At 68.0% G+C, this 20,983-nt stretch carries 18 protein-coding genes; 14 read left to right on the top strand and 4 right to left on the bottom strand.

All coding sequences use genetic code 11. The annotated features are described in order from the left end of the window. Positions 1 to 3: 3 nt before the first annotated feature. From JDV75_RS04250 to JDV75_RS04235, 4 genes are all read right to left on the bottom strand, one after another. On the bottom strand, positions 4 to 894 hold the full coding sequence (locus JDV75_RS04250; RefSeq protein ID WP_198738001.1) for a hypothetical protein: 891 nt from the start codon (positions 892 to 894) through the stop codon (positions 4 to 6). A 41-nt stretch (positions 895 to 935) separates the two neighbouring features. Next, entirely contained in the window at positions 936 to 1,436 is a 501-nt protein-coding gene (locus JDV75_RS04245; protein WP_198738000.1) for a YbjN domain-containing protein, read from the bottom strand. Further along, positions 1,429 to 1,887: a YbjN domain-containing protein gene (locus tag JDV75_RS04240; protein WP_198737999.1), complete on the bottom strand. Its 459-nt coding sequence runs from the start codon at positions 1,885 to 1,887 to the stop codon at positions 1,429 to 1,431. The genes JDV75_RS04245 and JDV75_RS04240 overlap by 8 nt, the downstream gene beginning before the upstream one ends. A 129-nt stretch (positions 1,888 to 2,016) precedes the next feature. Continuing rightward, positions 2,017 to 3,411, bottom strand: coding sequence for a TIGR01777 family oxidoreductase (locus JDV75_RS04235; RefSeq protein ID WP_198737998.1), 1,395 nt, complete (start codon positions 3,409 to 3,411; stop codon positions 2,017 to 2,019). A gap of 152 nt (positions 3,412 to 3,563) precedes the next feature. On the opposite strand from JDV75_RS04235, the gene pyrR reads away from it, so the two are divergent. The 14 genes from pyrR (at position 3,564) to JDV75_RS04165 (ending at position 20,982) form a co-directional block, all read left to right on the top strand. Next, the gene (gene pyrR, locus JDV75_RS04230; protein ID WP_198737997.1) at positions 3,564 to 4,136 is read left to right on the top strand and encodes a bifunctional pyr operon transcriptional regulator/uracil phosphoribosyltransferase PyrR; all 573 of its coding nucleotides are present in this window, start codon (positions 3,564 to 3,566) and stop codon (positions 4,134 to 4,136) included. A 10-nt stretch (positions 4,137 to 4,146) separates the two neighbouring features. Further along, the gene (locus JDV75_RS04225) at positions 4,147 to 5,070 is read left to right on the top strand and encodes an aspartate carbamoyltransferase catalytic subunit (RefSeq protein WP_198737996.1); all 924 of its coding nucleotides are present in this window, start codon (positions 4,147 to 4,149) and stop codon (positions 5,068 to 5,070) included. Positions 5,071 to 5,123: 53 nt separating this feature from the next. Continuing rightward, complete coding sequence (locus tag JDV75_RS04220; protein ID WP_198737995.1) at positions 5,124 to 6,482, top strand: dihydroorotase; 1,359 nt, start codon at positions 5,124 to 5,126, stop codon at positions 6,480 to 6,482. Positions 6,483 to 6,569: 87 nt separating this feature from the next. Then, positions 6,570 to 7,736 (top strand): glutamine-hydrolyzing carbamoyl-phosphate synthase small subunit, encoded by a 1,167-nt coding sequence (gene carA, locus JDV75_RS04215; protein WP_336244293.1) that lies wholly within the window; start codon positions 6,570 to 6,572, stop codon positions 7,734 to 7,736. A gap of 6 nt (positions 7,737 to 7,742) precedes the next feature. Beyond that, entirely contained in the window at positions 7,743 to 11,099 is a 3,357-nt protein-coding gene (gene carB / locus JDV75_RS04210) for a carbamoyl-phosphate synthase large subunit (RefSeq protein ID WP_198737993.1), read from the top strand. Between the two features lie 8 nt (positions 11,100 to 11,107). After that, on the top strand, positions 11,108 to 11,938 hold the full coding sequence (pyrF, locus tag JDV75_RS04205; protein ID WP_198738447.1) for an orotidine-5'-phosphate decarboxylase: 831 nt from the start codon (positions 11,108 to 11,110) through the stop codon (positions 11,936 to 11,938). Between the two features lie 229 nt (positions 11,939 to 12,167). Continuing rightward, entirely contained in the window at positions 12,168 to 12,494 is a 327-nt protein-coding gene (mihF, locus tag JDV75_RS04200) for an integration host factor, actinobacterial type (RefSeq protein ID WP_198735979.1), read from the top strand. Between the two features lie 8 nt (positions 12,495 to 12,502). Further along, entirely contained in the window at positions 12,503 to 13,075 is a 573-nt protein-coding gene (gene gmk, locus JDV75_RS04195; protein WP_198737992.1) for a guanylate kinase, read from the top strand. A 77-nt stretch (positions 13,076 to 13,152) separates the two neighbouring features. After that, a complete protein-coding gene (gene rpoZ / locus JDV75_RS04190; RefSeq protein WP_198737991.1) occupies positions 13,153 to 13,428 on the top strand; it encodes a DNA-directed RNA polymerase subunit omega in 276 nt (91 codons plus the stop codon). A gap of 169 nt (positions 13,429 to 13,597) precedes the next feature. Beyond that, positions 13,598 to 14,887 carry a bifunctional phosphopantothenoylcysteine decarboxylase/phosphopantothenate--cysteine ligase CoaBC gene (coaBC, locus tag JDV75_RS04185; RefSeq protein WP_198737990.1) on the top strand — a complete coding sequence of 430 codons (1,290 nt, stop codon included), beginning with the start codon at positions 13,598 to 13,600 and terminating at the stop codon, positions 14,885 to 14,887. 206 nt (positions 14,888 to 15,093) lie between these two features. Continuing rightward, positions 15,094 to 16,317, top strand: coding sequence for a methionine adenosyltransferase (metK, locus tag JDV75_RS04180; protein WP_198737989.1), 1,224 nt, complete (start codon positions 15,094 to 15,096; stop codon positions 16,315 to 16,317). A gap of 36 nt (positions 16,318 to 16,353) precedes the next feature. Continuing rightward, positions 16,354 to 18,384, top strand: a complete 2,031-nt coding sequence (locus JDV75_RS04175; protein WP_198737988.1) for a primosomal protein N' — start codon at positions 16,354 to 16,356, stop codon at positions 18,382 to 18,384. A 106-nt stretch (positions 18,385 to 18,490) separates the two neighbouring features. Continuing rightward, positions 18,491 to 19,432 (top strand): methionyl-tRNA formyltransferase, encoded by a 942-nt coding sequence (fmt, locus tag JDV75_RS04170; RefSeq protein ID WP_198737987.1) that lies wholly within the window; start codon positions 18,491 to 18,493, stop codon positions 19,430 to 19,432. Continuing rightward, on the top strand, positions 19,429 to 20,982 hold the full coding sequence (locus JDV75_RS04165) for an RsmB/NOP family class I SAM-dependent RNA methyltransferase (RefSeq protein WP_198737986.1): 1,554 nt from the start codon (positions 19,429 to 19,431) through the stop codon (positions 20,980 to 20,982). The genes fmt and JDV75_RS04165 overlap by 4 nt, the downstream gene beginning before the upstream one ends. Position 20,983: the final 1 nt, after the last annotated feature.

Raw genomic sequence — 20,983 nt, 5'->3', positions numbered from 1 at the left:
TTCTCAGGGGAGCGGGCACACGGCGGGAGCCTGCAGTCGATCCGACACGTGATGAAGTCCGGCCTGAATCCAGCGGAGCTTACGGTCGAGGGTCTCCGCCAGGACATCATCGTCGAGTTGACCGGGGCAGAAGACCAGGGCCGTCGCCTTGAGCACGATCTGGCCGCGGGACGCGACGAAGTCGATGACGGGGCCGGCTGCGGAGACCGTGAATTCGTTGCAGATGTGCAGGGTCATGGTGAGCAGGTTCGGGTCATCGACGGGGAGGTCCGTCGGCCACCGGCCCTCGATCCGGTACCACGGGGAGTGATCCGCCGCCGAGATGGTGCACGACACCGGCCCGCGACGGGCTGTTCCGTGGGTCATACCGACCGCGGTCCCCTCGAGTCCGGACAACACGACGTGCAGGTGGGACGGATCGATTCCGGGTCCGGATCCCGTGGTCGTGTCGGCGGCCGGGATCACGTCGAACGCCGGCTTCGCCGGTACTCCGCCCGGCAGCGCCTCCTCCGCATGGCCCATCAGCTCCCGGGTGCCGTCGAGCGCGTAGCGGGTGAAACCGGCGACCGTCTCCTCGCCGATGCGGTCCGCGCACATGAGCGCCGCGGACGACACGAGGACGATGTGCCCGGGGGCGATGTCGGTGTTGTAGCCGGCGGACGGGATGTCCCAGCCGCGGGTGTACCACGCCTGGACCAGATCCACGACGGCGGCGGAATCCTCCATCGTGGTGAGTCGTTTCCACATGCCCGAGGCGATGAGCGAATCGCCGTCCGAGACCGCGAACGTGAGGACCCACGCGTCGGTTTCGATCGTGAGGCGGTCGTCGCCGCGGTGCACGACCTGTCCTAGGGAGGTGAGGACGCGGGAGACGGTCTCGAGGATGGGGTTCACGGTTCTATGGGCCTTCGGGGGTGTCGGGAAACAGTGGTCGGTCACGCCCCGGAGGAGGGCTGACCCTGTGCGGTGTCGCGGATCGAGGTGGTGATCTCGGTCAACGCCTGCTGCGCCGCGAGCACGACATCGACGCCGGCGCGTACGGCGGCGGTGAGCTGCGGACCTGTCATCCCCGCCGCGAGGAGGGTTTCGCTCTCGGTCCGGAGAATGAGCTCCTCGGTCCGGTCGACGGCGGTCGCCTTCACATCGAAACTCAGGGCGTTGAACCGGTTGGCGGCGAGGAACAGCGTCGGATCCCCCGCTGTGGGGTCGTCTCCTGTGGGGACGTCGGCGCGTATGAGCAGGACCCCTCCGCCGATGATGGCGAAGGTCACCTGGGTGCCGTTGAGGTTCGCTCCCGCGATGGTCGGTTCATCCGACATGGCCAGTTCGACACCGAAGCCACGCATGACGTCGCGGACGTCATCGAAGGTGACGGGGCCGACCCCGGAGCGGTCGTCGGAGAGCGGGGTCGCGGTGTTCTCGGTGTCTTTACTCATGGTTGTGCTCCTGCCAGGTGACGAGATCGGGGAACTGTGAGCCGAGCCAGTTGAAGCAGTTCACGGTCAGTTCGAGGGTGGACATCGTGAAGGCCCCGACCTGATTTCGGGTCGCGCCCTCGCTGGCCAGGAGCCGTCGGTGCGCGTGCAGGGAGAGGGTTCCGTCCGGGGACTCCGAGAAGTGCAGGATCGGGGTGATCTGGGTGAGGTTCCATTCGTTGACGGCCGCGAGTATCTCCGGGGCGCGCTCCCGAGGGGGAGTACCCCGCCACACGGCATCCGCGAGGATCTTGTCCTCACGGATGAAGAAGGCGAAGGCGGCGTTGGGGAAGCCGGTGCGGAGGATGTCCGGCGACTCCTCGTCCCACAGCCACTTCAGGTCCTGGGAGTCGAGGATGTCGGTGACCCGGTCGAGATCGACCGGAGTCGGGATGTTGTCGTTGTCGTTCACGGTGGCGCAGAGCTCCTCGTGTTGCTGACGAAATGGGGGTGGTGCGGAAACGCGCACCCGTCTCACCACATGATACCGGGGGAGGGGGTGTGGCCGCGGGTACCCGGTGCGGTCGACCTCCGTGGCGGGTTACGGTGCGGATCCGGTGGAGCCGAGCAGTTCCTCGCCGCCGAGCTCGTGGGCGAGCGCGAGGTCGATCGTCCGGTGGCGGAACGTGTGTCCCAGTGACTCGAGGATCGTGGGGGTGACCCGCTGGTTTGCCAGGGCGATCTGTTCGGCTCCCTCACTGCCGAGGAGGAGCTTCGGCCCGAGTGCCGGGATCTGGAGGAACGCCGGACGGTTGAGTTCGCTGGCGAGTGCACCGGTCATCTCGGCGTTGCGGACGGGGTTAGGCGCGGTGGCGTTGATCGGTCCACTGAGCGCGGAGTCGACGATGGCCCGGCAGTAGATGTCCGTGAGGTCGTCGAGGGAGATCCAGCTGAACCAGATCGATCCGTCACCGAACTTTCCGCCGAGGCCCGCGGAGAACAGGACCTTCAACAGGGGGAGGACCCCGCCGGTGCCGGCGAGCACGACCCCGGTCCGGATGTTGGCGACCCGCTTCCCGGCGTCGGTGGCGGGCTGGCACGCACTTTCCCACTCCCGGCACACCTCGGCGAGGAATCCCTCTCCCGGAGCGGACGCGTCGGTGAGCAGTTCGTCACCGCGATCGTGGCCGTAGAAACCGATGGCCGAGGCGCAGACCATGGTTCGGCAGGTGGGGGAGGCGGCGACGAGTTCGGCGAGGTACCTCGTCGGTACCGTCCTGGACTCCCGGATCGAGCGTTTGTGGCTTTCGGTGAACCGGCCGAGCAGTGGTTCACCCGCGAGATGGACGAGGACGTCGACCCCACGCAGCAGATCCGGGTCCGGGTCGGCGGGATTCCACTGGCGCGCGTCATCCCCGCCCCGCACATTTCCCCGGCGGAGTCTGATGACGGTGTGCCCGGCGGTACCGAGTTGGGCACACAGCGCACGGCCCACGGTGCCTCCCGAACCGGTGACGGCTATCGTCAGTGGCCGCGGGTGGCCGTCGTCGTCCAGGAGCTCCCGGGAGGTGTGGGCGGACAGGCGCCCCAGGAATTTGAGGTCCTCGAACAACTGGTGCTGCCGGTAGGCGAACAGCCCGGTCAAGGTGGAACCGGGCACCCGCGTGGAGACCTCGTCCGTGATGACGGTGCCGCCGGGTGCGTCGGCGAAGGTGTGGACGTGGCGCCAGTTGGCCAGGGCGCGGAGTGGGGCCGAGACACAGACATCCGTGAACCGGTGCCCCCGGCGGTACCCCGACAGATCGTGTCTGGCGACCCATTTCAGGCCGGCGGGGAGACTGAACACGGTCGTACCGTCGGAGAGTCGTGTGGCCTCCCTGACCGGGGTCATGGGGGCGAACGGGGGAGACAGGCGTACGACGGCGCCGTTACGCGTGTGCCAGTCCCAGACGTCCTCCCTGTCGAAGGGCACGAAGTGGCTGGTCGTCAGGCTCATGCTGGCGCTCCCGTCATCAGTTTCACCGCCGGATGGGTGGATCCGGTGGAGAGGCGTTTCCCGCCGGTTCCGGTGGTGCTAGTGTGATCATCGTAGTTCAAGCATAGGCATCCTTTAAGGAACCGCACCGTGAGGCGGGAAAGGAGGTCACGATGAGCGGACACGATCAACCGGTCATGACGGAGCTGCTGTCAGCGGACGATGTCAACCGGACGGTCGCGCGCATCGCGCACCAGATCATTGAGAAGACGGCGCTCGACTCGGCGGAATCCGGTCGGGTCATTCTTTTGGGCATCCCCTCCGGGGGAGTGCCCCTCGCACGGCGTCTGAAGAGCAGGATCGCGGAGTTTTCGGGGGTGGAGGTCTCCTGCGGTTCGCTGGACATCACCCTCTACCGGGACGACCTGCGTTCGCGCGGTCACCGGGCGCTGCAACCCACCGATGTGCCCGCGGGGGGAATCGACGGGGCGACGGTCATCCTCGTCGACGACGTCCTGTATTCCGGGCGCACCATCCGCGCGGCTCTCGATGCCCTGCGCGACCTGGGGCGGCCCGACGTCATCCAGTTGGCGGTCCTCGTCGACCGGGGACACCGGCAGCTGCCGATCCGCGCCGACTACGTCGGGAAGAACCTCCCGACCTCCCGTTCCGAGGACGTCGACGTCCTGCTTGAAGACATCGACGGCCGCGACGCCGTCGTGCTGACCCGCCCCGACGGGGTGTGAGGGAAAACCGATGAAGCATCTGCTCAGTATCAAGGACCTCGACCGCGACCAGATCATCGGTCTGATGGATGAGGCCGACCGGTTCCGGGAGGCACTCGAGGGACGTGAGGTGAAGAAGCTCCCGACGCTCCGCGGCCGGACCATCTTCACCGTTTTCTACGAGAACTCGACCCGCACGCGGTCGTCGTTCGAGACCGCCGGCAAATGGATGAGTGCGGACGTCATCAACATCTCCGCGTCCACATCCTCGGTGAAGAAGGGGGAGTCGCTGAAGGACACCGGGCTCACTCTGAAGGCGATCGGCGCTGACGCACTGATCATCCGGCACCCGTCCTCGGGTGCTCCGCAGCAGCTCGCGCAGTGGGTCGCGCCCGGCGGCGACGGACCGAGCGTCATCAACGCCGGCGACGGCGCGCACCAGCATCCCACCCAGGCGCTCCTCGACGCCGTAACCATCCGCCAGCGGCTCGGCTCCGTCGAGGGCCGGAAGGTCGTTCTCGTCGGTGACTGCCTGCATTCGCGGGTCGTGCGCTCCAACGTCGACCTGCTGTCGACCCTCGGTGCGGAGGTCGTGCTCGTCGCACCGCCGACCCTCCTGCCCGCCGGGGTGGAGAACTGGCCCGTGCGCACGGCCTGGTCGATGGACGACGAGATCGTCGACGCCGACGTGGTGATGATGCTCCGCGTCCAGCAGGAACGCATGCTCGGCGGTTTCTTCCCCTCACACAGGGAATACGCGAACCGGTACGGGCTGTCGAAGGACCGGCTCGCCCGGTTGAAGAAGGACTGCATCGTCATGCACCCCGGTCCGATGCTGCGCGGCATGGAGATCAACTACAGCGTTGCCGACGCGCCGCAGACCGCGGTGCTGCAGCAGGTGTCCAACGGAGTCCACCTCCGGATGGCCGTCCTGTTCACCCTTTTGGCCGGCTGACGGCCCGCCCCACCCCGAACCCTTCTCAGACATTCCCAGGACACGTGATACCCATGACTGCACAACATCCCTCCGACCGGCCCGCCACCGGTGCTCTCCCACCGGCGGAGCCGGGCGCCCTGCTCATCACCGACGTCCGCCCCTACGGTGAGGGCGAGCCGGTCAACGTACTGGTCACCGATGGCGTGATCACCTCACTCGACGCCGCGTCCGACACCGCCGCCGACCGCCACGTCGACGGCGCCGGTGGCGTGCTCCTGCCCGGGCTGGTCGACATGCACGTGCATCTGCGTGAACCCGGCCGGGAGGACACCGAGACGATCGCCACCGGCTCCGCAGCCGCGGCGAAGGGCGGGTTCACCGCCGTCTTCACCATGGCCAACACGAACCCGGTGACGGACCAGCCGATCATCGCCGAATCCGTCTGGTTCAAGGGCCAGAACACCGGACTGTGTGACGTCCATCCGGTCGGCTCCATCACCAAGGGGCTTTCGGGGAAGGAGATCACCGAGTTCGGCATTATGGCCGACTCCGCGGCAAAGGTGCGGATGTTCTCCGACGACGGAGTGTGCGTCTCCGATCCGCTGATCATGCGCCGCGCCCTCGAATACGCCCGCGGCACCGATGTGCTGCTGGCCCAGCACTGCGAGGATCCGCGTCTGACCGTCGGGGCCGTGGCCCACGAGGGCGAGGTCGCCGCCGAGCTCGGACTGCGGGGCTGGCCCCGCGCCGCCGAGGAGTCCATCGTGATCCGGGACGCGCTGCTCGCCCGCGACTACGGTGGGCGCGTGCACATCTGCCACGCGTCGACCGCGGGCACTGTTGAGCTGCTCACCTGGGCCCGGGAACACGGTATCCCGTTGACATCCGAGGTCACGCCGCACCACCTCCTGCTGACCGATGAGCTCCTCACCTCCTATGACGGGCGGTACCGGGTGAACCCACCGCTGCGCGAGGACAGTGACACCCACGTCCTCCGGCAGGCGCTCCTCGACGGGATCATCGACTGCGTGTCGACCGACCACGCACCCCACGGTTCTGAGGAGAAGTGCTGCGAGTTCGAGAACGCCCGCCCCGGAATGCTGGGACTCGAGACCTCGTTGGCCATCATCGCCCAGCTGTTCGTGGAGACCGGCCTCGCGGACTGGCGCTGGGTGGCGAAGGTCATGAGCGAACGCCCCGCGGAGATCACCCGGCTCCCCGGCCACGGTCGGCCGATCGCCGAAGGCGAACCCGCGAACCTGTGCGTCGTCGATCCGGATTTCCGGTGGACAGCGAAGGGATCGGAGATGGCGTCAAAGGCGGAGAACACCCCCTATGAGGGGCGGGAGTTCTCCGCGCGGGTCCGCGCGACGATCCTCCGGGGTCGGGTCACCTGCGAAGACGGCGTCGCGGCCGGGCCCCGGAACTGAGTCCGGCGCACCCGACGAAGAGATTGAATATAATACAGCCCAATGAATAAAACTGATTCTCATCCCAGACCCCCGAAAGGCGGCCCCGTGAGCGACTCCGTCGACACCAAGCGGACCGACATCCCAGCAGTTCTCGTCCTCGCCGACGGTCGCACCTACCGCGGCTTCGGTTTCGGTGCCACCGGCACCACCCTCGGTGAAGCGGTGTTCACCACCGGCATGACCGGTTACCAGGAGACGATGACCGATCCCTCCTACCACCGCCAGATCGTCGTCGCGACCGCCCCCCAGGTCGGGAACACCGGGTGGAACGACGAGGACGGCGAATCCCGTGGTGACCGGATCTGGGTCGCGGGCCTCGTCGTCCGGGATCTCGCCCACCGCGTATCCAACTGGCGTGCCGAGCGGACCCTCGCCGAGGAGATGGAGAAACAGGGGATCGTCGGCATCCGGGGTGTCGACACCCGCGCGCTGGTCCGGCACATCCGGAACCACGGTTCCATGTCCGCGGGCGTGTTCAGCGGCACCGACGCGCAGCGGGACACCGACGAACTCGTCCGGATCGTGAATGAGCAGCCCGCCATGGCGGGAGCGGACCTCGCCGGTGAGGTCAGCTGCACCGAGCCCTACACCGTCGAACCCGACGGGGAGCACCGCTTCACCGTCGTCGCCTTCGACATGGGCATCAAGACCAACACCCCGCGCAACTTCGCAGCCCGCGGTATCCGCACCGTCGTCGTCCCCGCGGGAACCGACTTCGACACCATCTCCTCCTACTCGCCGGACGGAGTGTTCGTCTCCAACGGACCCGGGGACCCGGCGACTGCCGACGAGATGGTCGCCGCGGTCCGGGATGTCCTGGCGGCGAAGATCCCGTTCTTCGGGATCTGCTTCGGCAACCAGATCCTCGGCCGCGCGCTCGGGATGGAGACCTACAAGCTCAAGTTCGGTCACCGCGGCATCAACGTCCCGGTGCTCGACCACTCCACCGGCACCGTCGAGATCACCGCCCAGAACCACGGCTTCGCGCTCAAGGGTGAAGCGGGCGTCGAGTTCGAAACCGACTTCGGACCCGCGAAGGTCACCCATACCTGCCTCAACGACGACGTCGTCGAGGGAGTCGCCCTCACCAACGGACTGGCGTACTCCGTGCAGTACCACCCGGAGGCCGCGGCCGGTCCCCACGACGCCAACCCCCTGTTCGACCGTTTCGTCGAGCTCATGTCCACCAGCAGCACCCCGACGGAAGGTTAAGAACCAATGCCCAAACGTAGTGACATCAACCACGTCCTGGTCATCGGCTCCGGGCCGATCGTCATCGGACAGGCCTGCGAGTTCGACTACTCCGGCACCCAGGCGTGCCGCGTCCTGAAGGAGGAGGGCCTGCGGGTCACCCTCATCAACTCCAACCCGGCGACGATCATGACCGACCCCGAGTTCGCCGACCACACCTACGTCGAGCCGATCCGGCCCGAGTACATCGAGAAGATCTTCGAGGCCGAACGCGCCGCCGGTCACCCCGTCGACGCCGTCCTCGCCACCCTCGGCGGACAGACCGCACTGAACGCCGCCATCGCCCTCGACCGGCGCGGCAGCCTGAAGAAGTACGACGTCGAACTGATCGGCGCGGACATCGACGCGATCGAACGCGGCGAGGACCGGCAGAAGTTCAAGGACATCGTCGAGCGCATCGGTGGCGAATCCGCCCGCTCGCGGGTCTGCCACAACATGGACGAGGTCCGGGAGACCGTCGCCGAGCTCGGCCTGCCCGTCGTCGTCCGGCCGTCGTTCACCATGGGCGGCCTCGGCAGTGGCCTCGCCTACACGGACGAGGATCTCGAGCGGATCGCCGGTGGGGGACTGGCCGCCAGCCCGGAGGCGAACGTCCTCATCGAGGAGTCCATCCTCGGCTGGAAGGAGTTCGAGCTCGAACTCATGCGTGACGCCAACGACAACTGCGTAGTCGTCTGTTCCATCGAGAACGTCGACGCGCTCGGCGTCCACACCGGCGACTCCGTCACCGTGGCACCATCCATGACCCTGACGGACCGCGAGTTCCAGATCATGCGCGACCAGGGCTTCGCGATCCTCCGGGAGGTCGGCGTCGACACCGGTGGCTGCAACATCCAGTTCGCCATCAACCCCGACGACGGCCGTCTGATCACCATCGAGATGAACCCCCGTGTCTCCCGCTCCTCGGCGCTGGCCTCGAAGGCGACCGGTTTTCCGATCGCGAAGATCGCCGCGAAGCTCGCCATCGGTTACACGCTCGACGAGATCACCAACGACATCACCGGCGTCACCCCCGCCGCCTTCGAGCCGACCCTCGACTACGTCGTCGTCAAGGCGCCCCGCTTCGCCTTCGAGAAGTTCCCCGGTGCCGACGACACCCTGACAACGACCATGAAGTCCGTCGGTGAGGCGATGTCCCTGGGACGCAACTACATCGCCGCCCTCGGCAAGGTCATGCGCTCCCTGGAGACCAAGCAGACCGGGTTCTGGACGAAGCCCGACGAGTTCTTCGCCAGGGACAGGGCCACCGACGTCGAGGCCGTGCTCGCCGATCTGAAGCGCCCGACCGAGGGCCGGATCTACGACGCGGAGCTCGCGCTCCGTCTCGGTGCCACGGTGGAGCAGGTCCACGAGGCCAGCGGAATCGACCCCTGGTTCCTCGGCGAACTGCAGGCGCTCGTCGACTTCCGTGCCACCCTCGAGAACGCACCGGTGCTCACCGAGGAGCTGCTGCGCACCGCGAAATGGTACGGACTGTCCGATCTGCAGATCGCGGCACTGCGCCCGGAGCTCGCCGGCGAGGACGGTGTCCGTCGCCTGCGCTGGTCCCTCGGCGTCCGTCCCGTATTCAAGACCGTCGACACCTGTGCCGCGGAGTTCGAGGCGAAGACCCCGTACCACTACTCGGCCTACGAGCTCGACCCGGCGGCGGAATCCGAGGTAGCCCCGCAGACCGAACGGGAGAAGGTCATCATCCTCGGGTCCGGACCGAACCGGATCGGCCAGGGCATCGAGTTCGACTACTCCTGCGTGCACGCCGCACTCGAGCTGTCCCGCGTCGGATACGAGACGGTCATGGTCAACTGCAACCCGGAGACCGTCTCCACCGACTATGACACCGCCGACCGGCTCTACTTCGAGCCGCTGACGTTCGAGGACGTCATGGAGGTCTATCACGCCGAGACGCAGTCCGGCACCGTCGCGGGCGTCATCGTCCAGCTCGGTGGCCAGACCCCGTTGGGGCTGGCGGAGAAACTCCGCGACGCCGGAGTTCCCGTCGTCGGCACGAGCCCCGAGGCCATCGACCTCGCCGAGGACCGCGGCGAGTTCGGAGAGGTCCTGCGCAAGGCGGAACTTCCGGCCCCGGCCTTCGGCACCGCCACCTCCTTCCGGGAGGCCCGCGCCGTGGCCGAGGAGATCGGCTACCCGGTTCTCGTCCGCCCGAGCTACGTGCTCGGTGGACGCGGAATGGAGATCGTCTACGACGAGCAGTCGCTGTCCGACTACATCGACCGAGCCACCGAGATCACCACCGATCATCCGGTGCTCGTCGACCGGTTCCTGGACAACGCCATCGAGATCGACGTCGACGCCCTCTGCGACGGTGACGAGGTCTACCTCGCCGGCGTGATGGAGCACATCGAGGAGGCCGGCATCCACTCCGGAGACTCCGCGTGCGCGCTGCCGCCCATGACACTCGGGCCGGAGGACATCGCCAAGGTCCGCGAATCCACGGTCAAGCTGGCGCACGGTATCGGTGTCCGGGGCCTGATGAACGTCCAGTACGCCCTGAAGGACGACATCCTCTACGTCATCGAGGCCAACCCCCGCGCCTCCCGCACCGTTCCGTTCGTGTCCAAGGCCACGGGCGTCCCGCTGGCCAAGGCCGCGGCCCGGATCTCCCTCGGGGCTTCGCTCGCCGAGCTCAGGGAGGAGGGCATGATCCCGACCAGTCACGACGGCGGTTCACTGCCGCTAGACGCACCCATCGCGGTCAAGGAGGCGGTCCTGCCGTTCAACAGGTTCCGCCGGGCGGACGGATCCCTGCTCGACAGCCTGCTGTCCCCGGAGATGAAGTCCACCGGTGAGGTCATGGGCCTGGCGGACAACTTCGGAGCCGCCTACGCCAAGGCCGAGGACGGCGCCTACGGCGGCCTGCCCACCGAAGGTACGGTCTTCGTGTCCGTCGCCAACCGGGACAAGCGGACCCTGATCTTCCCGATCCAGCGCCTGGCCACCCTCGGGTTCAGGATTCTGGCCACCTCCGGTACGGCGCAGATGCTGCGCCGCAACGGGATCGAGTGTGAGGTGGTGTACAAGCACTCCGACGTCAAGGAGGGGGACGACAAGATCTCCGTGGTCGACCGGATCCTGGGTGGGGACATCGATCTCATCCTCAACACGCCCGCCGGATCCGCCGGTGCGCGACACGACGGTTACGACATCCGTTCCTCCGCGGTCTCGGTCGGAGTGCCTCTGGTGACCACCGTCCAAGGCGTCACCGCGGCCGTCCAGGGAATCGAGGCCATGCGCTCGGGCGAGCTCACCGTGCGGGCGCTCCAGCAGCTCGACCACGCCGTCGACATGGTCAGGGAGAAGGAATGAGCGACACCGTGATCCCGTCCTTCGGGGACCGGCTCGCCGCGGTGGGCGCCGACCGGGGCCGGTTGTGCGTGGGCATCGACCCGCACCCGGGTCTGCTCCGTGACTGGGGGCTGTCGGCCGACGGGGCCGGCCTGCGCGAGTTCGCCCGGATCTGCGTGGACGCCTTCGCGGACACCGCCGCCCTCGTGAAGCCGCAGGTCGCCTTCTTCGAGAGGTACGGCAGCTCGGGCTACGCGGTACTGGAGGAGACGATCGCCTCTCTCCGTGACGCCGGATGTCTCGTGCTCGCGGACGCGAAGCGGGGCGACATCGGTTCCACCATGGCCGCATACGCCGACGCCTGGCTCGACGACGACTCGCCGCTCGCCGTCGACGCCGTGACCGTCTCCCCGTACCTCGGTGTCGGTTCGCTGGATCCGGCCGTGTCCCTGGCCGTGGAGAAGGGGAGGGGAGTGTTCGTGCTCGCCGCGACCTCGAATCCCGAAGGTCCCGAGGTGCAGCGTGCGAACCGCACCGACGGGACGTCCGTCGCGCAGTACGTCGTCGACTCCTGCGCTGCCCACAACGCACCCTTCGTCGCCCGCGGGGGGTTCGGCCCCTGCGGGGTCGTGGTCGGTGCGACCGTGACCGACGCCCCGGACCTGGGGGAACTCGGTGGTCCGGTCCTGTTGCCCGGGGTCGGCGCCCAGGGGGCCGGCCCGGATGATGTGGCCTTACTCACCCGTGGCGTGGAGCCGCTCGCGTTCGCCAGCGTTTCGCGGGGTATTCTGCGCGCGGGGCCGGATGTCGGTGACCTGCGGAAAGCCTGCACGCGACAGGCGGCCGCCTTCGGTGGATGACACTGTACGGAAACCCATCAAAAACACTGGTCAGAGCGCTGTCAATGATCCCGGGAAAGGGCCTTTGCGGCCCCGACCTTTGACTTTGCGTCACTAGTGTTAGACTGTTCCAAGTTCGCTGGCTGACACCGATGAGATTAGCGGTGCCGGGACCGGCGAGAACTGGTAGAACCGGACCCCGCGACTACCCAATGACACTGTCCGAGAAAATGAAAAACGGAGGAACCCCGTGGCCCTTCCCAAGTTGACCGATGAGCAGCGCAAGGATGCCCTTGCCAAGGCTGCCGAGGCGCGTAAGGCACGCGCCGAGCTGAAGGAGAAGCTGAAGCGAGGTGGCACCAACCTGAAGGAGGTGCTCGCCCAGGCGCAGAGCGATGAGATCATCGGCAAGACCAAGGTCTCCGCACTGCTCGAGGCCATGCCCAAGGTGGGCAAGGTCAAGGCCAAGGAGATCATGGAGGAGCTCGAGATCGCGCAGACGCGTCGTCTCCGTGGCCTCGGTGACCGCCAGCGCCGTGCGCTTCTGGAGCGTTTCGGCTTCTCCGAAGAGGACTAGTCGTCGACATGTCGGGTGATCGGAGTCCAGCGCGTCTCGTCGTGCTCGCCGGGCCGTCCGCGGTCGGAAAATCGACCGTGGTCAACCGGCTCCGTAATGAAGTCCCCGACCTGTTCTTCTCCGTGTCGATGACGACACGCGCGCCACGTCCCGGAGAAGTCCACGGTCGTGACTATCTTTACGTCAGTCCCGAGGAGTTCCAGCGGACAATTGATGCGGGTGACATGCTCGAATGGGCTGAGATCCACGGCGGCCTGCAGCGTTCCGGTACCCCCGCCCGGCCTGTCCGGGAGGCGCTGGAACTCCGGCGTCCGGTGCTCGTGGAGGTCGATCTGGTCGGGGCACGCAATGTCGCCCGGATCATGCCCGAATCCCGGACGGTGTTCCTCGCTCCACCCTCCTGGGAGACGCTGGTGGAACGCCTGACCGGCCGTGGTACGGAACCCGCTGACGTCATCGAGCGTCGGCTGGAGACGGCCAGGGAGGAACTCGCGTCCGCGGATGAGTTCGATTACGTCGTCGTCAACGATGACGTTGACCGTGCCGTCGCTGACATCCGAGCGATCCTCACCGGTAATTGAGCCGGTCCAGGTATCTCCGGTTCTTCCGGACAGAACAGAAACACTCTTTCTTCCCCGACTTTTGAAGGTGCTAAACAGTGACCAATGACATCACCGCCACCGAGGCCGTCTTCGATCAGCCGGTCGGTATCACCGACCCGCCGATCGATGAACTGCTGGACAAGGTGTCCTCGAAGTATGCCCTGGTGATCTTCGCCGCCAAGCGGGCGCGCCAGATCAACAGCTATCTCCACCAGCGTGATGAAGGCGTATTCGAGTTCGTTGGCCCGCTGATCGACGACAATCAGGCGAAGCCGCTCACGGTCGCGCTCCGCGAGATCAACCGCGGATTGCTCGACCACGAAGAAGGCTGAGACCCTCGGAGTCGATTCCGACGCATTCGCCGTCCCACATACATGTACCCTTTCCCCTCCGACGGACACCCCGGGCCCACCGCCTGTGGTGTTTCGGCATCCCGGAGGGGGAGGGGTCTTGTCGTCTTTGCGCGACAGTTTCCGTCCCGACCGAAGATTGAAGGATCCCGTGACCAGCAATCCGCCCGCTGACACCCCACCGACCGGAAACGGCGGGGACTCCCGGAGTCCCCGGAACATCGTGCTCGGTGTCGCCGGTGGCATCGCCGCCTACAAGGCGTGCCACATCGTCCGGGGGTTCACCGAACGCGGAGATTCCGTCCGGGTCGTTCCGACGGCTTCCGCGTTGAACTTCGTCGGTGCCGCGACGTTCGAGGCGCTGTCGGGACACCCGGTCGCCACCGATGTATTCGACCGCGTCGATCAGGTGCAGCATGTCCGCATCGGTCAGGAAGCCGACCTCGTGGTCATCGCCCCCGCGACCGCGGATCTGCTCGCACGGCTCGCAGCGGGCAGAGCGGACGATCTGCTCACCGCAACCTGCCTGGTCGCCACCTGCCCCGTTGTCGTCGCACCGGCGATGCACACCGAGATGTGGAATCACCCGGCCACGCGCGCGAACGTCGCGACGCTGCGGGATCGCGGTGTCACCGTGCTAGAGCCCGCACACGGACGTCTGACGGGAGCGGATTCCGGGGCCGGGAGGCTCCCCGAACCGGAGCAGATCGTCGCGCTGTCGCTCCTGCGGCTCGCGGGCATCGGATTACCCCAGGATCTGTCCGGTCGCCGCGTCCTCATCACCGCGGGCGGGACCAGGGAGAGCGTTGACCCGGTCCGCTATCTGGGGAACCGGAGCTCCGGGCGGCAGGGCTTCGCTCTCGCAGAGGTCGCCGTGCAACGGGGCGCGGACGTGACACTGATCGCAGGAGCCACCGACGCCCTCCCGACGCCGTGCGGTGCCGAGGTAATCCGGATATCTTCGGCCCGGGAACTCGCTGACGAGGTCGACGCCCGGGCCACGGATCACGATGTGATCATCATGGCGGCCGCGGTCGCCGACTACCGTCCATCGGTGACCGCTCCGTCGAAACTCAAGAAGACCTCGGGGTCCGCACCGACCAGCATCGAACTCACCGAGAATCCCGACATACTCGCCGGCCTCGTGGATTCGCGTCGGTCCGGCCGCATCGGCGCAGACACCGTGATCGTCGGTTTCGCCGCCGAGACGGGCGACGGGGAGGGTTCGGTCCTCGACCATGCGCTGCGCAAGATCCGGCGGAAGGGCTGTGATCTCCTCATGTGCAACGACGTCGGATCCGGGCGGGTATTCGGGCGTACCCGCAACCGTGGTTGGCTGATAACTCCCGACGGTTCGGCGACGGACGTCCCGGACGGCACCAAACTCGAGGTTGCGTCCCGGATCCTGGATTCCGTGGTGAGGATCACCGCGGCCAGGTGAGCGTCACCTCTATGGCGGGGTATCTCCCTCTGACCGGCGGGTGAGTGGACCATTGCAGTTTTAGACAGCTTGGTCTATATTTAGGTTCGTGTCGCCGTACGCGGCGACCCCACAGGTGCGCTCCACGACTTCCCGTACAGTCGCTCCAGGAATCCTCCGTGAGCCCGCCGAACCAGAGAACTACAACGAGTTGAGAAGGAAGTACCGTGGCTGTAGGCACCACCGCCGTCCGTCTGTTCACCAGCGAATCGGTCACTGAAGGGCACCCGGACAAGATCTGCGACGCCATCTCCGACACGATCCTCGACGCCATGCTCCGGGCCGACCCCCACTCCAGGGTCGCCGTCGAGACCGTCGTCACCACCGGACTCGTCCACGTCGTCGGCGAGGTCCGGTGCTCCGGATACGTCGAGATCCCGGCACTCGTGCGCACCAAGCTCCGCGACATCGGATTCACCTCGTCGGAGGTCGGGTTCGACGGGACGACATGTGGCGTCACCGTGGCGATCGGGGAGCAGTCCCAGGAGATCGGCGCCGGCGTCGACACCTCCCACGAGGTCCGCAACGGCGACACCGGCGACGATGACAATCAGAGCGGTGCCGGCGACCAGGGACTCATGTTCGGCTACGCGTCGAACGAGACCCCCGAGTACATGCCCCTGCCTGCGGCCACGGCCCACCGGCTCGCCCGCCGCCTGACCCAGGTCCGTAAGGAGGGGATCGTCCCTAATCTCCGCCCCGACGGAAAAACCCAGGTCACCTTCGCCTACGACGCTGACGACCGACCGGTCCGGCTCGACACCGTCGTGATCTCCACCCAGCACGATCCCGACGTCACCCAGTCCTGGCTCGAGGAGCAGCTGAGGACCCACGTGATCAACCACGTGATCCGGGAGGCCGGACTGGAGAGCTTCGCCGACGAGGATCTGACCGTCCTGATCAACCCCTCCGGTTCGTTCGTCGTCGGGGGCCCGATGGGAGACGCGGGCCTGACGGGACGCAAGATCATCGTGGACACCTACGGTGGCATGGCCCGTCACGGCGGCGGGGCGTTCTCCGGAAAGGACCCGAGCAAGGTCGACCGCTCCGGTGCCTACGCGATGCGCTGGGTCGCGAAGAACATCGTCGCCGCCGGTCTCGCCGACCGCGCGGAGGTCCAGGTCGCCTACGCGATCGGCCGGGCGAAACCGGTCGGACTCTATGTGGAGACATTCGGAACCGCGCACGCCGGACTGTCGGATGCCGACATCCAGGGTGCCGTCGCCGAGGTGTTCGATCTGCGTCCCGGAGCGATCATCCGCGAGCTCGACCTGCTGCGCCCGATCTACGCCGCCACCGCCGCGTACGGACACTTCGGCCGTACGGATCTCGATCTCCCTTGGGAGCGGGTCAACCGGGTCGACGAGCTCCGCGCCGCCGCCGGTCTGTGAGCTGATCCACCGGATCGGCGATATACAATCGTCGGCATGTCCAAACCCCGTACCCCGGCTCCGAGTGCGCCGGTGGCACGGGTCCTGCCGCTACTCGGGCTCGCCCACCTGGACCGGCCCTTCGACTACCTCGTCGACGAGAAGCAGCACGCGGACTGCCGCCCCGGGGTGAAGGTGCGGATCCGGTTCTCCGGGCGCCTCGTCGACGCGGTGGTGCTCGCCCGCACCTCCGTCAGCGAACACGCGGGCGATCTCGCTTGGCTGGACCGGGTGATCTCCCCGGAGGTCGTCTATCCGGAGCAGACGAGGGCACTGGTCGACGCTCTCTCCGACCGCTACGGCGGGGTCCGCAGTGACCTCATCAGATCCGCGGTGCCGTCCCGGCACGCGACCGCCGAGAACTCGGACACCTCGACGCCGTGGGAGGAACTCGGAACAACGAGTGACCCTGACCTCTCGCCGTGGATCAGCTACCTGCACGGACCGAACTTCGTCGACGCCGTCCTCGCCGGACGTGCTGCCCGCGCGGCCTGGCAGATCGCTCCCGGCGACGACTGGGCCCGGGCGCTCGCGGGCCTCGCCGTGGCGACCGTCCAGTCCGGAGGTGGGGTCCTCATCGTCCTACCGGACCAACGCGACGTCGACACGCTCGAAGCCGCGCTGCGTGAACTGGTCTCCGCGCGGCAGATCACCGTCCTGAACTCCGCACTCGGGCCACAGGCGCGCTACCGGCGCTTCCTGTCGGTCCTCCACGGGCAGGGTCGGCTCGTCATCGGCACCCGGAGCGCGGCCTACGCCCCGGTCGAGGACCTCCGACTCGCGGTCCTCCTGCACGACGGGGACGACAACCTCATAGACCCCCGCGCGCCCTACGCCCACGCCCGGGAGGTGCTCACGACCCGCAGCGCACAGAGCGGGTGCGCGCTCATCCTCGGCGGGCACACCCGGACCGCCGAGGTGCAGCTCATGGTCGAGCAGGGCTGGATGCACGGTCTCGTGGCACCGCGCGAGGTCCTGCGGCAGCGGATGCCCCGCGTCCGGGCCACCGCCGACAGCGACGTCGCACTCGAGCGTGATCCGTCGGCCAGGTCCGCCAGGCTCCCGGTCGTCGCATTCGACGCGGTCCGCAGGGCGCTGGACCGGGACGAACCCGTGCTAATCCAGACGCCCCGCAAGGGATACGTGCCGACCCTCGCGTGCGGACAGTGCCGGGCGCCCGCCCGGTGTCGCGCCTGCAACGGTCCCCTCGGACTCCCGGCGGGCGACAACGACGCACCCGGAGTGCCGATGTGCCGGTGGTGCGGGAGGCCCACCGCCAACCACCGGTGCGGTAGCTGCGGATCCGTCCGGCTCCGCGCCGTGGTCCTCGGCTCCGAACGGACCGCCGAGGAGCTGGGCAGGGCGTTCCCCAAGGTCCCGGTCTCCACATCCGGTGGAACCCGCGTCCTCGACGAGGTACCGCCGGGCGCCCGGCTCGTGGTATCCACCCCCGGCGCTGAACCACCCGTCAGGGACGGGGCCTACGGGGCCTGCCTGCTGCTCGACACCTGGGCCCTCCTGGGGCGGGCGGACCTCCGCGCCACAGAGGACGCGCTCGCCAAGTGGATGGCGGCCGCCACCCTCGTCACCCCCAACGGGGACGGGGGAGAGGTGATAGTCGTCGCCGACCCGGTGCTCCCGCCGGTCCAGGCGTTGATCCGGTGGGATCCCGTCACCGCGGCCGCGATGGAGCTGGCCCAGCGTCGTGAGGTGGATCTTCCGCCGGCGGTGCACCTGGCCGCGGTCGACGGCCCCCAGACGACCCTCGACGACTTCATGGGCCTCGTCGAGCTACCGGAGGGCGCGGACATCCTGGGCCCCGTGGACCTCCCTCCGGGTTCCCCACTGCCGGGGGAGTACGACGAGTCCCGGTTCGGGCCCCCGCAACGGCTCCTCGTCCGGGTGCCGCTCGGGTCGGGACCACGGAGCGCACTCGGTCGGGCACTGCGGTCGGGACGGACCGCACGGGCGGTCCGCAAGGACGAGCTTCCCCTCCGCATCCAGATCGATCCGCTGCACGTCGGCTGATCACCGCCACCCGGGGGACTGAGTGACGGACTTCAACCGATCCGGCCCGGGGCCGTAGGATGGGACGTTGACCCGACAATCCCCGTAGTAAGGATGCCCCCCGCTCATGCGCCTGGTTTTCGCCGGCACCCCCGAACCCGCCGTCGTCGCCCTCGAGAAGCTGCTGACCTCGAACCACGAGGTCGCCGCGGTGATCACGAGACCCGATGCCCGCCGCGGCCGGGGACGAACCCTGCACCCGTCGCCCGTGGCGGAACTCGCCGCAGCCCACGGCGTCGAGATCCTCAGACCCACGTCCCTGAAACCCGACTCCGGGGACGGTCGCGCACTGCGCGCACGCCTCGCCGAGATCGCACCCGACTGCATCCCCGTGGTCGCGTACGGGAACCTCATCACCCCGGACCTCCTCGATGCCGCCCCCCACGGCTGGGTGAACCTGCACTTCTCCCTCCTCCCGGCATGGCGTGGTGCCGCTCCCGTGCAGGCAGCGATAGCCGCGGGCGACCGGGAGACCGGGGCCGCCACCTTCCGGATCGAGGAGGGACTGGACACCGGGCCCGTGTTCGCCCGTGTCACGGAGACGATCACCCCGGACGACACCGCCGATGATCTCCTCACCAGGCTCGCCCACAGTGGTTCCCAACTCCTGGTGGACACCATGGACGGCATCTCGGACGGATCACTGGAACCGACACTGCAGACCGGGGAGGCGACCTACGCCGCGAAAATCTCCAAGGACGACGCCCGGATCGACTGGACCTCGACATCCGCCGAGATCGACCGTCGGATCCGCGCCTTCACCCCGGCGCCCGGGGCGTGGACCACGCTCAACGGTCAACGCATGAAGATCGGTCCGGTGGCTGTGGCGGACGGCGGACCCGGATCACCCGCGGCCGGGGAGCTGCGGGTGACCGACGACGGCCTCGTGGTCGGAACGGGAGACGGGGCGGTGCTGCTCCGGCGGATCCAGGCCCCGGGCAAGAAGATGATGGCTGCAATGGACTGGGCGCGCGGCGCGCATACGGAAGAAGGAACGGTACTCGTATGAGTTTGGAAAAATCCGGTGGATTCCGCGCACGGAGCGGCAGCGGACGCAACAGTTCCCGGACCACCGACGGTGGAGCGGGCGCGCAGCGGCGGAGCGGCGGAGGAGCCGGGAAACGGGGGCGGACGCAGTCGTCGCACCGGCCCAAGGGGGACGTCGCGGGAACCCGCGCCGGTTCGACGAAGAAGGCGGCCCCCGGTGGATCCGTCCGTCCCCTGACCCCGGGGATCGACGCGCCCCGCGCGGCGGCACTGCACGTCCTGCGTGCGGTCCGCGCCGATGACGCCTACGCGAACCTGATTCTCCCCGGTCTGCTCCGCACGCACGGGATCACGGACCGGGACGCCGCGTTCGCCACCGAACTGACCTACGGCACGCTGCGTCAGCTCGGTGTCCTCGACGAAGTGATCGACGCGGCATCGAGCCGACCCCTCGAGACCATCGACGGGGAGCTTCTCGATGTCCTCCGCCTGTCGGCCTACCAGCTGCTGAACATGCGGGTCGGCGCCCACGCTGCGGTGGACACCGGGGTCCGGCTCACGGAAGGCATCGGGCAGGAACGGGCCAAGGGATTCGTCAACGCCGTCCTGCGGACCATCTCCAGGAAGACCCCGGACGAGTGGATGGACGAACTCGCCCCGGCGGGGGGAGTGGCGGCCACGGCCTTCGCGAACGCCCACCCGGTCTGGATCGCGGAGAGCTTCGCCAGGGTGCTCGGGGACGCCGAACTCGATGAGGCTCTCGCCGCGGACTCCGAACGGCCGAAGGTCCACCTCGCCGCCCGCCCCGGTGAGATCACCGCGGAGGAACTTGCGCTGGCCACCGGTGGCGAGCCCGGCCCGTACTCGCCGTACGCCGTCCATCTCGACTCGGGTGATCCCGGTGACCTGGAACCCCTGCGGGAACGGCTGGCCACCGTCCAGGACGAGGGCAGTCAGATCATCGCCCGCGCGGTGGTCGAGGCCCCGGTGGAGGGGACGGACCGGGGCCGGTGGCTCGACCTGTGCGCCGGGCCCGGTGGCAAGGCGGCTCTCATCGGCGCCCTCGCGCGCATAGACGGTACCCGCCTCGACGCGGTGGAGGTTTCCGAACACCGGGCGAAACTCGTGCGCACCGCGACCAGCGGCCTACCGGTCAACGTGGTGACGGCCGACGGGCGCGACCCGGGACTCGAGCCCGGGTACGACCGCGTCCTCGTCGACGCACCGTGCTCCGGCCTCGGTGCCCTGCGCCGCCGACCCGAGGCACGCTGGCGCAAGTCCGAGGCCGACATCGCAGAACTCGCGGAGCTCCAGTTCGAGTTGCTCACCAGTGCCGTGTCGCTGGTCCGGCCCGGCGGGGTGGTCGTGTACTCGACCTGTTCGCCCGATCTCCGGGAGACCCGCGGTGTCGTCGATCGTGCGCTGGCGGAACTCGGTGTCACGGAGCTCGACGCAACGGGCCTCGCGTGCGGGATGTCGGACACCGGTGAGCACGCGAGCGTCCAGATGTGGCCCCACCGCCACGGCACCGACGCGATGTTCTTCAGCGTGCTCCGGGTCGGCCGCGCCTGAC

Origin of the sequence: Corynebacterium meridianum (assembly GCF_016342265.1) — a bacterium.
GTDB lineage: Bacteria > Actinomycetota > Actinomycetes > Mycobacteriales > Mycobacteriaceae > Corynebacterium > Corynebacterium meridianum.
Note: the sequence above shows the minus strand (reverse complement) of the source record. Positions and strands in the feature narration are given on the sequence as shown.

Coding starts and splice junctions, on each gene's coding strand:
- JDV75_RS04245 (WP_198738000.1), bottom strand. CDS start 1,436: ATGAGTAAAGACACCGAGAACACCGCGACCCCGCTCTCCGACGACCGC.
- JDV75_RS04235 (WP_198737998.1), bottom strand. CDS start 3,411: ATGAGCCTGACGACCAGCCACTTCGTGCCCTTCGACAGGGAGGACGTC.
- pyrR (WP_198737997.1), top strand. CDS start 3,564: ATGAGCGGACACGATCAACCGGTCATGACGGAGCTGCTGTCAGCGGAC.
- JDV75_RS04225 (WP_198737996.1), top strand. CDS start 4,147: ATGAAGCATCTGCTCAGTATCAAGGACCTCGACCGCGACCAGATCATC.
- JDV75_RS04220 (WP_198737995.1), top strand. CDS start 5,124: ATGACTGCACAACATCCCTCCGACCGGCCCGCCACCGGTGCTCTCCCA.
- carB (WP_198737993.1), top strand. CDS start 7,743: ATGCCCAAACGTAGTGACATCAACCACGTCCTGGTCATCGGCTCCGGG.
- gmk (WP_198737992.1), top strand. CDS start 12,503: ATGTCGGGTGATCGGAGTCCAGCGCGTCTCGTCGTGCTCGCCGGGCCG.
- JDV75_RS04175 (WP_198737988.1), top strand. CDS start 16,354: ATGTCCAAACCCCGTACCCCGGCTCCGAGTGCGCCGGTGGCACGGGTC.
- fmt (WP_198737987.1), top strand. CDS start 18,491: ATGCGCCTGGTTTTCGCCGGCACCCCCGAACCCGCCGTCGTCGCCCTC.
- JDV75_RS04165 (WP_198737986.1), top strand. CDS start 19,429: ATGAGTTTGGAAAAATCCGGTGGATTCCGCGCACGGAGCGGCAGCGGA.